Consider the following 13,144-nt stretch of genomic DNA (forward strand, 5'->3'; position numbering starts at 1 on the left):
TGGGCCGGCGCAGATTGAATCTAACCGAATCGGAAGACCCGTGAGCGGGTTCAGACTGTCGAATCTCGTTACTCATCAGAATCGTCCTCCGTGGAACCGAAATCGAGTTTGTCCAGGTGGTGCCGCCGCCGTTCCATGTACTCCAGTTGGCGCTGTCGACGCTGTTCGACCGTCGCCGTGTCGTAGTGCTGCTTGATCGTCTTCACCGACGCGTTCACGCGCTCGGCCACGACCTCGGGCGGGACGCCCTGGTTCAGTTGCCAGGTGATCGAGCCGGTTCGAATCTGGTGCGGAGAGCGAGACGAGGGACACTTACTCGCGTGAGCGTACTCCGCCCACTCGCAGGTCTCCCGTTCCTTCCCGTGCGGGCACTCACCGTGAAGACAGGGTTCAGTCGCGAGGTAGCTCCAGCAGCGGACGGTGTTCGTGCCGGGCCGTCCCTTCATACTCGCGAGGAGCGGTTGACGCCCGTGGTCGTCGCGGACGTCGTACCGATTCTCTCGGATGTACCGCGCGATAGCCGAACTGCTCTCTGGGGGAATCGCGACTGACCGTTCCCCGTCTCGTTTGTTCTTCAGGCCAGTACCCGACTCCGGGCGGTGTCGGAACTCCAGATAATCGTTCTCGGGGTGGAAGTCGCGCACGTCGAGCGCGCGAATACCACTCTGGCGCGCCCCGACGAACCACGCGAGTTCGATGAAGACGTGAGCGCGCGTCGCCGTCGCCCGTCCGTCGTTCCGGTAGTAGTCGACGAGCGCGAGTGCCGCCGGAGTCGACAGCGCGGTGTCGTTCGAACGGTCCTCGGGGTCGAGGTCAGGGATGCGGACCTTCTTCGCGAGGCCATCGTCCACCGCCTCGATGTCTTCGAGGAACCGGCAGAACATCTTGAGCGCCCACATCTCGCCCTCGAGTGTAGCCGGCGCGATCTCCGAACTGCGGAGTTCGTAATACTCGTCGAGGTCGTACCCGCGCAGTTCTCCCACGCGCTCGATTCCGACCGAATCGCACCACTCCGCGAAGAGTTTGAGCCGGTAGTACCAGCCCGAGATGGATTCCTCGGTGGAGTCAGTTCTTCGTCGACGAAGGTATCGGTCGCGAGCATCGCGAGGGGAGAGGTCCCGAGGGTCGACCCGGCGTCGGTCAGTCATGTTGTGTAACAACCTCTGGATTCTACTAGAACATATATGTTCTGCAGAAACTCAAAGTCACTTCATCCTGTATGATATGCACTGGTAGAACAGATGCGGGGTATGAGAAAATCCGGGAAGTGGATGGTTCTTCTCGATGACCGGATTCTGGAGCTGCTGGCCGAGGAAGACAATCAGTACATGGCACCTTCAGACATCGCAGACGACAGGCGAATCCACTACACCTCGCAGCACGTCGGGAGACGCTGTAAGAAGTTAGCCGAACACGGGTTACTGCAGTCTGTCGGCAGGGGAGTCTACACGATCACTGAGGACGGTCGAGCATACCTCCGAGGTGAGTACAATGCCGCAGAAACGAACGACGTAGAGGCATCTGAAGAATCGACGAGTTCCGAAGCCGAAGGTCAAAATGGAGCCTGAGTAATGACGGTGAGACGGATGGGGCCGTGGATGTATCCCGTCGACGAGCGTGTCCTGGAGCATCTAAACGAGGAATCGTGGGCGTCACCGAGTACGATGGCCTCAGATTCGAGGTTTCAGCAGCTTGGTGTCGACGAGGGGTACATCCGACAGCGATGTGAGCAGCTGGTGAATCGAGAGTTGATTGCGCCGATCGTCGAGGACTCGGATATGTACGAGATTACTTCGATGGGCATTGCGTATCTCGATGGGAATTGTGACGCGCGGTATCTCCCGAACTGGTCTGTTCGGTACGGATAGACAAAGAAATCTATATTTTCTAATCGAAAGCAAATTTAAACAACTGTGGGGCGAATAGGCCATTATGACTGACAAAAAAGAGTGTTTTGTAATTTGTCCAATTGGTTCGGAAGAGAGCGACACACGTGAGAACTCTGACAAATTTATCGAACATATCGTTGAGGAAGCAGTCGATGAATTCGGCTATGAAACAATTAGGGCCGATAAAATAACCAATTCCGGCAGTATAACGAGTCAGGTCATTCAGAGAGTAGTGGATAGTGACTTGGTAATCGCTGATTTGAGTGAACATAATGCGAATGTATTCTATGAACTGGCGGTCCGGCATGCGACCGGAAAGCCATACATACAGTTAATCAAATCATCACAGTCAATCCCGTTTGACCTCGCTGACTTTCGGACAATAAAATATGGATTTGATGTTGATGAAGCTAAACGCGCCTCTAGAGAAATCCAAGATTACATCAGGAATATAGACGATGGAAAATCTAAATCAGATAATCCCATCTCCCGATCTGCGCAACTTCAATCTTTAACAACGAGTGATGATCCGATACAACAGAACATCGCTGATATCATGTATGGGTTGAATGAACTGAACAAGAAAGTCGATGACCTTTCGGAATCATCTATCAGAAACGAGATGAGTGAGCAAATAAACGTAGAATTAGCAAGAGAGTTTAACAGGAAACTGGATAGCGTTATGACTCATGAATTTGAGGCCCTTTCTACTGAAGAAAAGCGGAGAGCAATGGCACTACTTCGGAAACAAATATCCGACGATGAAAACTGATTTTTTATACTCCACCGTGCCCACCCACCCTCACCCCATAGAGGGGGTCGGGTGGGTGGCTGGGTAGAGTCTTAATAGATCAGCTGGAGATATGAGGCACTGAATCAATGGTTCGATTAGAATTGAGACATTAAGGCCGTCCCAAGAGTTATTATACCACCAGTGGCTCGACTGGTGTATGAGTGCTGACAAAGAGAAGATTGAGAATATTTTGAGGAGTGAGGACTTTCCGATTAGCGAGATACGTGAAATCATAGAAGAACGACCAGACATTTCAATCACGTCAAGGAAAAAAGATGAGTTAATTAATGGTCTTTTGTCCACTTCATGGACAGACAGCCAATTCAAGGACCTGAAGCAGCGATTTTCACAAATTAGAAGAGAGAAGGCACCATTAGGTCACTATGTTCTAAAAATAGATGATATTGAGCTGATGACAGACCAGCCGAAGCATGAAGAGATTAAACAGAAATTACTCATCGATGAAGCCACACTAACAGAAGACGGGCTCAAAGAGGGTGGATTCACTGTTGAAGAAGCAAATCAGGAAAAGATATCAGGGATTTACTGGACTGCAACTGAAACTTTCCGATTGGACGCACTTCGAAGGCTGCGATCACTAAAGCGGACATACGATTTTGGATTTGAAATTGATTTAGAAAATGAGCATTTATACATCTCTGGAGATAATTACGGAAAAGTTGGTGAGCTGCGCAGCTCATTCGAATCTCTCGGATTTAAACTAGAACCAGTAACACTTGACGACTTGGATGATTCGGATGATGCGAATCAAATCGTACGTGAATTCGTGTCCGATCTTCGATCGTCCCTACGTGAAATCAAAGAACAGAAGGATATGTCGGAATTCACAGAGTCGGACGGTCCTAGTCTGTTATACATTGATGAAGTGAAAATCAAATTGATGACCGGTGAGTTAAGACGAGCAAATTTGGAAGGTTGGGATGATATCTGGGAAAATGATCAGGTCATAGAGCTTACGGAGTCCCAAGATGGTCGAATATCACGAATTAAAGGAGAGTTTGAGTACAAAGGAACAGACTTCGCATTCAATATCGGATATACAGACGACTATGGTCGAGTTAGCGTTGAAAAGAAAGGCCAACTTTCTGGGGTCGGGGTTGTTGAAGAGGGCTTTGAATTCCTGTCTGAATTATATGAAGAGTACTATGTTGACGCGTGATGGATCGAGATATTCAATTTGAAGTCCAGTATCTCCTCTCCATCATCGTGGTTATTTTGGGTGTCGTGGGAGTTTCAGAGAGCAACCAGTACGTGAATGAATATGTCGCAATCACATTTACCATATTAGTGACAATTCATTTGGTATTGCTTAATACGTATTACGCGTTCAATCAGCTCTCCGAGATACAATCTCCGCATTTGGATTCACTCCGAAGTATTTCCAGAAAAACTCTGTTCTCCGTCTCGATATTTTTCGTTTATTTGATTATTCATATAATAGTGACCACACCACCAAATTTCATAGGAGCTCTAATCAATGAATCATGCACGGCTTCCGCGTGCCGCATATTGGCCAAATATTTAAACGTAGCGCTACCTATCTTACCTACAATAATGGTGGGAGGTGCCTTCTGGACGGTCGGGTTGCCAACGTTTCGGCTGTCTAGACACCTCTCAGTGACCGTGAGACCAGAAACGGTCAAAGTCTATCAGGACTATTCCGAACAGCGGACTCCTATGATGATTGGAATTTCTAATCAGGGGCCGACCCAGTTAGAAATGGACTTACTTATCAAACTACCTGAGAAGGTGGTAGCACGGAACGTTCGAACTCGCGAAGAGCACGAGAATACGTTAGAGGATAAAATAGTAGTCGACTCCGGCAAGAGGCAAGAGATTCAACTAGAGTTTCGGCACGACCGAGCTCACGGGGAGACTTCAACAGTCGAAATAGAACTCTCGCCGGAGGGTGGTACAATCAAAGAGTCAGCAGGACTATATCTGAGATAGCTATCCTTGATGGCGTTCTTAGTTACTGAATAATCATTCATCGGGACCGATGCTAAGTAATTTAGCTAGGAACTGGTCCCAGGCTTCGAAGGCAGAACCGAACGCGTCTGCGCAAAGATTCCATTCCCAAGGAGAAGCATCATCAGGATCGTACTTCGTGTACGATTTTTCAATGTTTATTAGAGACCCACCAAACCGTCGTCCAGTAGGCCGATCAGAATCAGCAGGCCACTCCGAATAGAAATCCACAGCAGTCTGCTCTTCTTTGAAGAACGGTAACGTAGTCAGTCGCTTTTGTTCGGGATGAAGGTCCTTTCCGGTGTGACCAATCACACCGTTCGCAACGACACCGAGCTTCGAGAAGCGTTTCAGCGCAGGTGTCCACTGCGTCGCCACTTCACGACGATTGGTCCGCGCGTCGAAGTGCGTCGAGGCCTCGTCGATAACGACGAACTTCGGTGTCTCGCGATGCCGACAGAGTTCGACGAGGAGATCGTGCATCGATTGAACCAGAATATCCGTACCGTCCCAGCTGGAGACGTTCGAGAGAACGATGAGGTCGTCCCAGTGGACGCGGGCGAGGTCCGCCAGGAGGAACATCGTGTTACTCTTCCCGGTGTTCGGGTTCCCCGCGCCCGTGATGGTCGTAAGCGCGCCGTCGTTTTCGAGCGCGTCCAGGAGAAGCAGCGGGAGCCGAAGCGAGGAAGCGTCGAGTTCCTGCTCGGTCACACCGACGAGGTACGACAGCGCGGTGTGGTGTTGGTTCTGGACCGCCTCGGTGGCCGCCTTCGTTCGGAACGCCGAATCACAGAGCTGACCGAGCGAAGTCGAGGCGAAGGTGTCGCCCTCGAGTAGACCGGGCGAGTTCAGAAACGAGAGGTTCGAGTGCGTTCGCTCGTCGAGCGGGAGTCCCGCGTGATCGAGGAGCCGGTCGTCTCCGTCGAGCCGCCCCGTGACCTGTTCGTACAGTTTCGCCGCCGTCAGGAGTCGTTCATCAGTCATCGGTATTCACCACCAGTATCTATCCGAGTCAATGCGTCCGAGTAAATTGAGCAAGTTATGAATGAGATATTAACCACATTTGACAATTTTGAAGTATCTGGAGTCATGCGGATTTGGTGAGGCGCCACCCGAGATACTCCCCCCTCTCCCCACCTCGGGTGGCTTCTCTTTTGAGGCACCCTTTGACGTGAGTTGCAGCTATCAATCATCGGCGTTCACCGCCTCGGAGGGAGTCGTCGCCGTGAAGTCGAACGAGGGAGAGTCATCACCGTCGAGGTCGAGGCCGTAGTCGTCTGTCTCCTCGAACAGGTCAGTTTCTTCGAGGTTGTACTCCGCGAGCACCTGGTCGACCTCTTCGCGGAACGCCACCCCGTCGTCGGGCAGGGTTCCCTCCTCGAACGTGCGAACCACCGAGCGCGTGGTTCGCATGACCGCAGAGCGAATCATCGCGAACGCGTTCATCTCGATGGCTTCGCCTCTCTTCGCCTTGTTCTCCAGCTGGTTCCGGTTGTACTGGAGGAACACCAGCGCCCGCATGAGAACTGGTTCAGGAAGCGAGCCCGGCCAGGTGCCTTCGACCGTGCGCTCCTGGAGGTCGACGTTCTTCCCGAACGCGAGGTTCGGTGTCGCCCACCAGAGCGAGTCTTTCGTCACCTTCCACTCGTCGTTCCAGCGCGGAGTCGGACAGCTGTAGACACCCGCGCCGTCGCGGTCGAGGAGATCGACGTCGACGAGCCACATCAGTTCGGGGCCACCCATCAGTTCGACGGCTTTCACACCAGTCGGTCGACCGATGAGGATAGCCGCGAGGAGTGCTGTCCCGCCGATGATTTTCACCGAGCGAGGGAGTTCGATACCGAAGAGTAGCACCGCAGCGCTGCCGAAGAAGATGACAGCGCCCGCGAGGAAGTGGCCGTTTCTGATGAGCCAGACGAGCCACTGGACGAGTCGCCCGCGAGAGTCGTCAGCGGCAACCGTTCTGGAGGAGGCTGTCACGTCCGGTTCGTTCGACTCTTCGGAAGAGTCGCCGTCGACGCGTTCGGCGTCGTTAGTCGACTCGCTCATGCCTGTCTCACCATCCCACGGTGGAGGCCGAACCGACGGCGAACGATGACGATGAGCGCCGCGAGTGCGGTCCCGATAGATGCGCCGATAGCACCGTCCCGAACGTCAGCTGGGCGAGGAGGCCCGGAGAGGAACGACCCACTGCCGCCGTCGGGCGAGATGTAAGCGTACTCTCCGTTCCGAATCGAGCCGGGCGTCGTGAGGACGATGGTCGAGCCGGTGCGTTCAGTGGAGAACCGAACGACGTTCTTTCCGCGAGCGAGGTTCTGCCGACTCAGCCGACCATTCCCGGATTCCCGGGAGGTATCTGGTGCCTCGGAGATGGTGAGGAGCGTCGGAGCCTTCGACTCGATCCACAGCGTGAACTCACCGTCTCGATACTGCCACTTCGTCATCTTCGCTAACGGACCGATGACGAGCGTAGCCGTCGAGTTGTCGGTGACCGGAGTCGAGGTCGTGGTGGCCGTCGAGGCTGCGGTCGAGGTAGCTGTCGGGGTTGAGGTCGCGGTTGGAGTCGAGGTGTTGGTCGGTGTCGGTGTCTCTTGCGCCGAGCCGATCTCGACGAGTCCCGTGACTCCTGCGAGCAGCACGGTCAGTACGAGCATCAGTTTCGTGATGGTTGTCATTTCAATGTCCATCGGAGAATCCCGCGAGAGAGTCGAACTCTCCGGTACGCTACCGGTCCGACGCGGGACTGAGAAGGGAGTTCACCAGGGCCAGAGGTTACTGGAGAACTCCTGAGCCAACCAGCTGAGGAGCGGATCGACGAGTTCCACCGTGAGGAAGCCTATAATGTCGACTCCTCCGAACTGTAGACCGACAGCGACCAGCACGACGAGTGCGACGAGTCGAATCGGTAGCAGCCCCGCGAGGAGTCCGTAGAACATCAGTCCTGTTCCCTCCGCATGAGCAAGAGGCCCGCAGCGAGGCCAGCGACAGCGAGCAGGATAGTCTGGGTATTCCCAGAGCCGCCCGCCGCAGCGACCTGTGCGTCGTCCACCTCTTGAGAGATGGAGAGCAGCTGGTCGAGCTGTTCCTGCGTCAGTGTGACGTTGTCCGTCGTTTGGCGGTTGTAGTTCTCCAGCGTCGTGTTGTTGACAGACTCACCAGTTCGGACGTTTACCATCTCGGTGATGGTGAACGGCTCTTGCAGTGTGACCATCTCGTCGTTCTTCGCGACGAAGACCGGAACAGAAGCGTTGGCCGGGTCGTACTCGACGCCCGTCTCGAACGTGCCGTTCGTCTTTGCGGGTTCCCACGAAGTGAACAGCGTTCCGTTGTGGAGGGTCCCGTTCTCGTTGATGACGAACGAGTGGTTCAGCGTTGTGTTGTAGCCCATGAGGGCAGCCTGTGCCGCCCCGTATCCGGCGTATCCGGTGGTGTTGTAGTCCGTCGACATCTCTTGGTAGAGCGTCGTCGGGTCCACGTAGTCGGTCAGGTTGAAGTCCGAACTGTTCGAATTCGCGTACATATCCGTCGCGAGGACGGAGATGCTGGCTTGCGCTTGATTTGCGTTCGTGTCGATGTCGGAGAACACCTGCGAGGTGTTCTCCATGTTAAATAGGACTCCATCGCCGTCGTAGCCTTCGTACTTGAGCTTCCGCCCGTTGACAGCCGTCGTCTTCTCGACATTGACGTCGAAGTTGGACGCCTCCCCCGTCCAGTCAAAGAGGAGGTGGTCGGGGGAGTTGCCAGTGTAGAGGATAACCGATGTGACGTTGTGCGTCTCACCGTTCCGCAGCGTCATCTCGCCGGTCGCGAGATTCGTCGAGTCGGTGTCGTACGAGTGACCGCCGCCACTCGACTGCGTGACGTACAGGAAGTGTTGGCCGAGGGACCCCTGCGAGCGGTACTGGTCGTCGAGGTGCGCCGCCTTCCGGTTGATGTCGTTCTTGTGCTGAAGAACGTTCTCCTCCATCGTCGCATAGTATTCGTCGATGGTGGCGTTCGCCGCGTCGGTCGCGTTCTGCTCGGAGGTTCCGTTTTGGAACTCCTCGATGAGCGTCGCCTTCGCTTTGGCGAGCGCGACGGACTGGGAACCGTCGTTCACCTGATTCGACTGTATCGCGTTGACGGTGTGGCTTGCGCCACGCAGCGAGTCAGCGTGTGTCGAGAGGTCGATGTGCGTCTCAGTCGCGTCGGCGGTCGCGTTGTACGTCGCGGCCTCGTCGTTCCCGCTGAAGTAGTTAGTCGCGACGTATCCCGCGCCGAAGCCGACAGCGATGCCGACGCCGGTCGCGATGCAGACGCCACCGCAGGCGATAGCCTCAGCCTCTTGGGTCGGACTCAGGTCATCATGGGCGCTCTGGGCCTGCGGTCCGAGGAAGCCCCCGCCAGCAGCAGCGGAGACGAGCAGTAGGGCAGAAGCGACAGTGAGTACCGACGAAGGTCGAGGTGCGAGGTGTCGCGCCGTCGAACCGGTCGAGCGGGCGAGCCGCGCAACCGTCGACGGGGCGTAGGCGACGAGGCCGAGCAGCACGGCGAGCGCGATGAAGGCAGCCGCAGCCGGTACGAGACCGACACCGATAGGTGCGCCTTGGTGCGTCGTCGAGGAGGTCGCGCCTGTAACGAGTGGATGGAGCAGCGAACCACCGATGACAGCGGAGGAGACGGAGCCGATGGAGAGCAGGCGAGTGCGTGCGCTCATCGGTCCTTAGCCTCCTGTGAAAAATCGGTCATGGTAGGACCTCAGCGAACCGCGACGCCCCACGAGAGTACGGTGATGAAGAACGCGAGCTGCATCCCGAGCGGGTCACCGAGCGAGACCAGGAAGTCGTGAATCTCGGTCACGTACTGGTCTCCGACGATGACGAGCGGGCCGGCAGCAATCGCGATCTGCTCCCACGTCTCGTAGTGCTCGAAGCGTTTCGTCTCCGAACTCATGAACGCCGCAGCGTACACGAGTGCGGAGGCGAGCGTTGCGTGTTCGGCGGTGAGCGTGTAGCCACCGCTTCCACCGAGCCAGGTGAGCGTCACGTCGGAGATGCCGCCGAACTGGTAGAGACCAGCGATGACGAACACGACCGACAGCATCGCCGGCAGTGTTCGGATGTTGGCGTAATCCGACAGCATCGAGTTCGCCTTCGAGGAGTACGCCATCAGAGGCACCTGACCTCGAAGTCGAACGCTTCGCGCTCTTCGCCCTCGTCCGTCTCGTAGGTGTAGGAGTCGTCTCCTTTCCGAATCCCGATGGTGTCACCGGGGCCAACGTCAGCTGCGCTGAGCGCGCGGTCGATTGTCGCGTTCGACCACATCTTGCAGGGTTCGCCGTTCCGGGTCAGATGGAGAACCGAGTTCTTCCACTTCCCGACGTTGCGCTCGATGTGGCGAACCTCAGCAACGATAGAGTCGCCGGGTTCGAGTTTAACAACTGGAACGTCGTCTTCGGTGTCGTCCGAGGTGTTGACCGGAGTCAGGTCGTCGAACGACGGCACTTCTTTGGATGCCATTGCAGATTCATTACTAGGCCGAGATGACTAGAGAGTCACATCCGCCTCTGTGAAAGTGAAAACCGACAGACAGCGGACCAGTGACCAGCCTAACCAGATTCGCGGCGCTCACGCTATTCGCCCCGCTCAGTCGGACGCAGCCTACCGCTGTCTTAGTCAGCAGCTGGGTGCTTCATACACTCGCGCTGCCGGTCGTGGTAGTCCTCTACAATGAGGAGTGAGTCAGCAGACTCGGGGCGATCTGCACCGTGTTCGAACGCGAAGTGGCGAGCCATCGACTCGGCATTGTGAAGAGCCACATTGCACTCAGAACATCGCCACACCTCACCACTCTTGAGTGAGTGCTGAAGTCGTGTTTCTTGGAGGAGGTGTCGAACCGGCAGATGAAGGCTCACCATGTCGATTCCGCCACCAGATGGTTGGTGTTCCTCACCATCGCGGTCGACGATAGCCTCCAACTCCCACTCATTCTGAGGGAGGATTCGCTGGAAGGACTCTGGTGTAGGTTTCTGCCCGTCGAGTACGTCAGTGACGATGTGAGCGTGAACAGGGTCGATTCGGAGCTCTCCTAGGAGTCGAGGAACCGAGGGCGTGGCGTCGGGATGTTCGTGAAGCCACGAGGAGACGTCGCTTCGGATGCGAGCACGGGTCGTCGACTCACCGAAAGAGGCAGCCTCAGTAGCAGACGACCAGAGCTGAGAGAGTGAGAGTGGACCATCACGGCCGCCATCAGTGTCGAGAGCTTCAGAGAGTTCGTCGTTAGAGATGGGTTCAGATAGTCGGGATTGGTCAATACCCCACCCCGAGCCGCAGCAAGGACAGACGACATCGAGGCCGCGACCATCGTTCCACTCGACGCGATCTCCGTGGTCGTCGGTCTGTTTTGTTTCAGGGTGTTCGGCGCACTGCTGGCACGCGTCGGCTTGAATCGCCATCGTGAGGACTCTGGACCGAGAGGTTCGTCGACGAGCAGCTGACCAGTAGACCGCTCCCCACGCGAGGTACTCGATAGGTTTCTCCAGCAGTTCCTCGGTGTAGCCACCCATGTACGTCGCGAGGTACGAACCCATGTTCGACACGTCGGCGTTTAACGAGATACAGCCGTTTGAGTCCTCTACGTAGTCGTCTATCGCGGTGTAGTCGTGCGCGTCGAACGAGGCGTATTCGCACACATCCACGTGTTTGTCGATGACGCGCTCTAATTCCGAACCAACGTCGTGGAGGTCGAGGCCGTCGGCGTCGAAGTAGATTCCAACGTGGAGGTGGGTATAGCACGCATTCAGACCAGGTTCGGTGTCCGAACTCGAAGCGTCACCCATTCCATGGGGTTCCGTCTGGAGCCAGTAGCCCCACTCATCAGAGTCAAGACCGAGATGATACTCCATCGTGTTCCGGAGAGTATCGCGGACGCCATCGTACGAAAACGAGTCGTGGAGCGCGTCGAAGTGTTCGACAGGCGAAAGGCGAGTTCCGGAAGGGACCGAGGAACCGGTGAATGTGAGCATCCCAGTAGCAGGATTCGACCATGCAGCGACGGCTTCTCCACCAGAGGGACGCTCACCACCGGCCATCTGACGCTGGAGTGCCATCGCTCGCGCGTAGGACTTGCGAGCGTACTCTTCTCCCCAGGCGTCGACGAGCGGAATCTCGAACGTGTCGCCGTCGTTGTTCGAGAAGCGGGCGAGGAGGCCTTTGTATCGCGTGTGCGCGGTCAGGAACGCCGAAAGGGCGTCCGTCCACGTAGCAGCTTCTCGGCGTTCGAGTTCAGTGACTTTGAACGCCTTTTCCGAAGGAGTGACAGGTTCCACCCACTCGTCACGCCATTCTGCATCGGTAACGATACGCCGGAGCTTGCGCCCGTGCGTGCGAGAGAGGGGAAGATCGGCCAGCTCAGGATACTCAGTCATGAACTCGATGACGCGCTCGTGAACGAGTTCTTCGTAATCGGTTGAATCGGCTTCATCGCCGGTTACAGAGTTAGTCTCCTTGGAAGGCCGAGAGTCAGGCCGGTTGCTCGGTGTGTCGTCCGCACCAGAAACAGAAGGGTCGGAACTACTCACAGCGACCACCGTCAGCAGAGAGAGGTTCGTCCTGGAGGTGATGACGACCGTGGTCGTCAGGATCGACCGCAGAGAGATTCGACGGGAGGTTGAGCCACGGAATCGAGAGTTCGTGGTGAACGTGCCACCCAGCAGGGAGCTGGTCGAGGCCGTACTCCGCGACGAACAGAAGCCGGTGGATGTAGACTGTCGAGTCGTCACCGTTCGCGCGACAACGGACGTACTCGTAACCCTCTCCAGTGTGTTGGAGGGTTAGGGGAGCGCCGTCAGTCATCGCTACCCCTATACGTTGAATCCCTCGCAGCGACGGTACGGCTTACCGGGCATGTGGCCTCGCTTCGCTCGGCCATTCCGGGCCGAGTCCGTTGCGTCGCTGCTCGGTCACGCTGTCGCGACCGCCGTTCACGGGAGGGGGGAGAGGAGGGAACGACGCGACCGGTTGAACCGCTGGTGGCGATTCGATAGAGCCACAGAAGCGAGGTGAGACGGTAGTCTACGCGCTCGCGATGGAGATCGGGGACTCGGAAGCACGCGTGACACTCGTGGTACTTTGCGTGGTCCTCGGAGTGAGGAACGAGACACCACTCGTTGCAGCTGCGACAGCCGTACTCGACGTGAATCTGACCACGTGTCGAGGTCACAGGAAGTCACCCCGAACATCGGAGACAGGAGGGGAGTTCGAGGAGTCACCGCCAGTTCGACAGACCGGACAGAGGTCTGTGCGTGGTGGGTTCCGCTCGACGATGCGAACGCTACAGCTATCGCACGTGTACTTCCGTGAACGAGTTCGAACTTCGTAGAGTTCGCTGGCCCGGACGAAGCCGTTCCGGGTCACCGCGACCACCCCGCAGAACAGCCGCTAACTGTCAGCGAATCCGGGAAAAGGGGTATATATCCAGTGGGCCGGCGCAGATT

Annotated in this window: 15 protein-coding genes; 6 read left to right on the forward strand and 9 right to left on the reverse strand. The window is 56.3% G+C overall.

Annotated elements, in window-relative coordinates:
* Window positions 1-68 precede the first annotated feature (68 nt).
* Window positions 69-1,148, reverse strand: coding sequence for a tyrosine-type recombinase/integrase (locus E6N53_RS20480; protein WP_142861257.1), 1,080 nt, complete (start codon window positions 1,146-1,148; stop codon window positions 69-71).
* Window positions 1,149-1,250: 102 nt separating this feature from the next.
* Here E6N53_RS20480 and E6N53_RS20485 point away from each other — a divergent pair, with 102 nt between their 5' ends.
* From E6N53_RS20485 to E6N53_RS20505, 5 genes are all read left to right on the forward strand, one after another.
* A complete protein-coding gene (locus E6N53_RS20485; protein WP_142861258.1) occupies window positions 1,251-1,568 on the forward strand; it encodes a hypothetical protein in 318 nt (105 codons plus the stop codon).
* Between the two features lie 3 nt (window positions 1,569-1,571).
* Window positions 1,572-1,868 (forward strand): hypothetical protein, encoded by a 297-nt coding sequence (locus E6N53_RS20490; protein WP_201741218.1) that lies wholly within the window; start codon window positions 1,572-1,574, stop codon window positions 1,866-1,868.
* Window positions 1,869-1,932: 64 nt separating this feature from the next.
* Window positions 1,933-2,661: a hypothetical protein gene (locus tag E6N53_RS20495; protein WP_142861259.1), complete on the forward strand. Its 729-nt coding sequence runs from the start codon at window positions 1,933-1,935 to the stop codon at window positions 2,659-2,661.
* A gap of 178 nt (window positions 2,662-2,839) precedes the next feature.
* Entirely contained in the window at window positions 2,840-3,862 is a 1,023-nt protein-coding gene (locus E6N53_RS20500; protein WP_142861260.1) for a hypothetical protein, read from the forward strand.
* Window positions 3,862-4,653, forward strand: a complete 792-nt coding sequence (locus E6N53_RS20505; protein ID WP_142861261.1) for a hypothetical protein — start codon at window positions 3,862-3,864, stop codon at window positions 4,651-4,653. Before E6N53_RS20500 ends, E6N53_RS20505 begins: the two co-directional genes overlap by 1 nt.
* A 33-nt stretch (window positions 4,654-4,686) precedes the next feature.
* Here E6N53_RS20505 and E6N53_RS20510 read toward each other — a convergent pair whose 3' ends face one another.
* The 8 genes from E6N53_RS20510 to E6N53_RS20545 all read right to left on the reverse strand — a co-directional run bounded on the left by E6N53_RS20510 (window position 4,687) and on the right by E6N53_RS20545 (window position 12,229).
* Window positions 4,687-5,655, reverse strand: a complete 969-nt coding sequence (locus E6N53_RS20510) for a hypothetical protein (RefSeq protein ID WP_142861262.1) — start codon at window positions 5,653-5,655, stop codon at window positions 4,687-4,689.
* A 201-nt stretch (window positions 5,656-5,856) separates the two neighbouring features.
* Complete coding sequence (locus E6N53_RS20515; RefSeq protein ID WP_142861263.1) at window positions 5,857-6,720, reverse strand: DUF8125 domain-containing protein; 864 nt, start codon at window positions 6,718-6,720, stop codon at window positions 5,857-5,859.
* Window positions 6,717-7,346, reverse strand: a complete 630-nt coding sequence (locus tag E6N53_RS20520; RefSeq protein ID WP_142861264.1) for a DUF8063 family protein — start codon at window positions 7,344-7,346, stop codon at window positions 6,717-6,719. The genes E6N53_RS20515 and E6N53_RS20520 overlap by 4 nt, the downstream gene beginning before the upstream one ends.
* 81 nt (window positions 7,347-7,427) lie before the next feature.
* Entirely contained in the window at window positions 7,428-7,607 is a 180-nt protein-coding gene (locus tag E6N53_RS20525) for a hypothetical protein (protein ID WP_142861265.1), read from the reverse strand.
* Entirely contained in the window at window positions 7,607-9,367 is a 1,761-nt protein-coding gene (locus E6N53_RS20530; RefSeq protein WP_142861266.1) for an Env/VP5 family phage fusion protein, read from the reverse strand. Before E6N53_RS20530 ends, E6N53_RS20525 begins: the two co-directional genes overlap by 1 nt.
* Before the next feature lie 41 nt (window positions 9,368-9,408).
* On the reverse strand, window positions 9,409-9,819 hold the full coding sequence (locus E6N53_RS20535) for a DUF8023 family protein (protein WP_142861267.1): 411 nt from the start codon (window positions 9,817-9,819) through the stop codon (window positions 9,409-9,411).
* Entirely contained in the window at window positions 9,819-10,169 is a 351-nt protein-coding gene (locus E6N53_RS20540) for a hypothetical protein (protein WP_142861268.1), read from the reverse strand. Before E6N53_RS20540 ends, E6N53_RS20535 begins: the two co-directional genes overlap by 1 nt.
* A gap of 152 nt (window positions 10,170-10,321) precedes the next feature.
* Window positions 10,322-12,229: a hypothetical protein gene (locus E6N53_RS20545; protein ID WP_236642441.1), complete on the reverse strand. Its 1,908-nt coding sequence runs from the start codon at window positions 12,227-12,229 to the stop codon at window positions 10,322-10,324.
* A 40-nt stretch (window positions 12,230-12,269) separates the two neighbouring features.
* On the opposite strand from E6N53_RS20545, the gene E6N53_RS20550 reads away from it, so the two are divergent.
* Window positions 12,270-12,485: a hypothetical protein gene (locus E6N53_RS20550; RefSeq protein WP_142861269.1), complete on the forward strand. Its 216-nt coding sequence runs from the start codon at window positions 12,270-12,272 to the stop codon at window positions 12,483-12,485.
* The last annotated feature ends 659 nt before the right edge of the window (window positions 12,486-13,144 follow it).

This window comes from Salinigranum halophilum, from assembly GCF_007004735.1.
GTDB classification, from domain to species: Archaea; Halobacteriota; Halobacteria; order Halobacteriales; family Haloferacaceae; genus Salinigranum; species Salinigranum halophilum.

Excerpts from the sequence above, each read along its gene's own strand:
- E6N53_RS20490 (WP_201741218.1), top strand. The coding sequence starts at position 1,572 with ATGACGGTGAGACGGATGGGGCCGTGGATGTATCCCGTCGACGAGCGT.
- E6N53_RS20485 (WP_142861258.1), top strand. The coding sequence starts at position 1,251 with ATGAGAAAATCCGGGAAGTGGATGGTTCTTCTCGATGACCGGATTCTG.
- E6N53_RS20480 (WP_142861257.1), bottom strand. The coding sequence starts at position 1,148 with ATGACTGACCGACGCCGGGTCGACCCTCGGGACCTCTCCCCTCGCGAT.
- E6N53_RS20550 (WP_142861269.1), top strand. The coding sequence starts at position 12,270 with ATGACGACCGTGGTCGTCAGGATCGACCGCAGAGAGATTCGACGGGAG.
- E6N53_RS20520 (WP_142861264.1), bottom strand. The coding sequence starts at position 7,346 with ATGACAACCATCACGAAACTGATGCTCGTACTGACCGTGCTGCTCGCA.
- E6N53_RS20510 (WP_142861262.1), bottom strand. The coding sequence starts at position 5,655 with ATGACTGATGAACGACTCCTGACGGCGGCGAAACTGTACGAACAGGTC.
- E6N53_RS20540 (WP_142861268.1), bottom strand. The coding sequence starts at position 10,169 with ATGGCATCCAAAGAAGTGCCGTCGTTCGACGACCTGACTCCGGTCAAC.
- E6N53_RS20530 (WP_142861266.1), bottom strand. The coding sequence starts at position 9,367 with ATGAGCGCACGCACTCGCCTGCTCTCCATCGGCTCCGTCTCCTCCGCT.
- E6N53_RS20500 (WP_142861260.1), top strand. The coding sequence starts at position 2,840 with ATGAGTGCTGACAAAGAGAAGATTGAGAATATTTTGAGGAGTGAGGAC.
- E6N53_RS20495 (WP_142861259.1), top strand. The coding sequence starts at position 1,933 with ATGACTGACAAAAAAGAGTGTTTTGTAATTTGTCCAATTGGTTCGGAA.
- E6N53_RS20525 (WP_142861265.1), bottom strand. The coding sequence starts at position 7,607 with ATGTTCTACGGACTCCTCGCGGGGCTGCTACCGATTCGACTCGTCGCA.
- E6N53_RS20535 (WP_142861267.1), bottom strand. The coding sequence starts at position 9,819 with ATGGCGTACTCCTCGAAGGCGAACTCGATGCTGTCGGATTACGCCAAC.
- E6N53_RS20505 (WP_142861261.1), top strand. The coding sequence starts at position 3,862 with ATGGATCGAGATATTCAATTTGAAGTCCAGTATCTCCTCTCCATCATC.
- E6N53_RS20515 (WP_142861263.1), bottom strand. The coding sequence starts at position 6,720 with ATGAGCGAGTCGACTAACGACGCCGAACGCGTCGACGGCGACTCTTCC.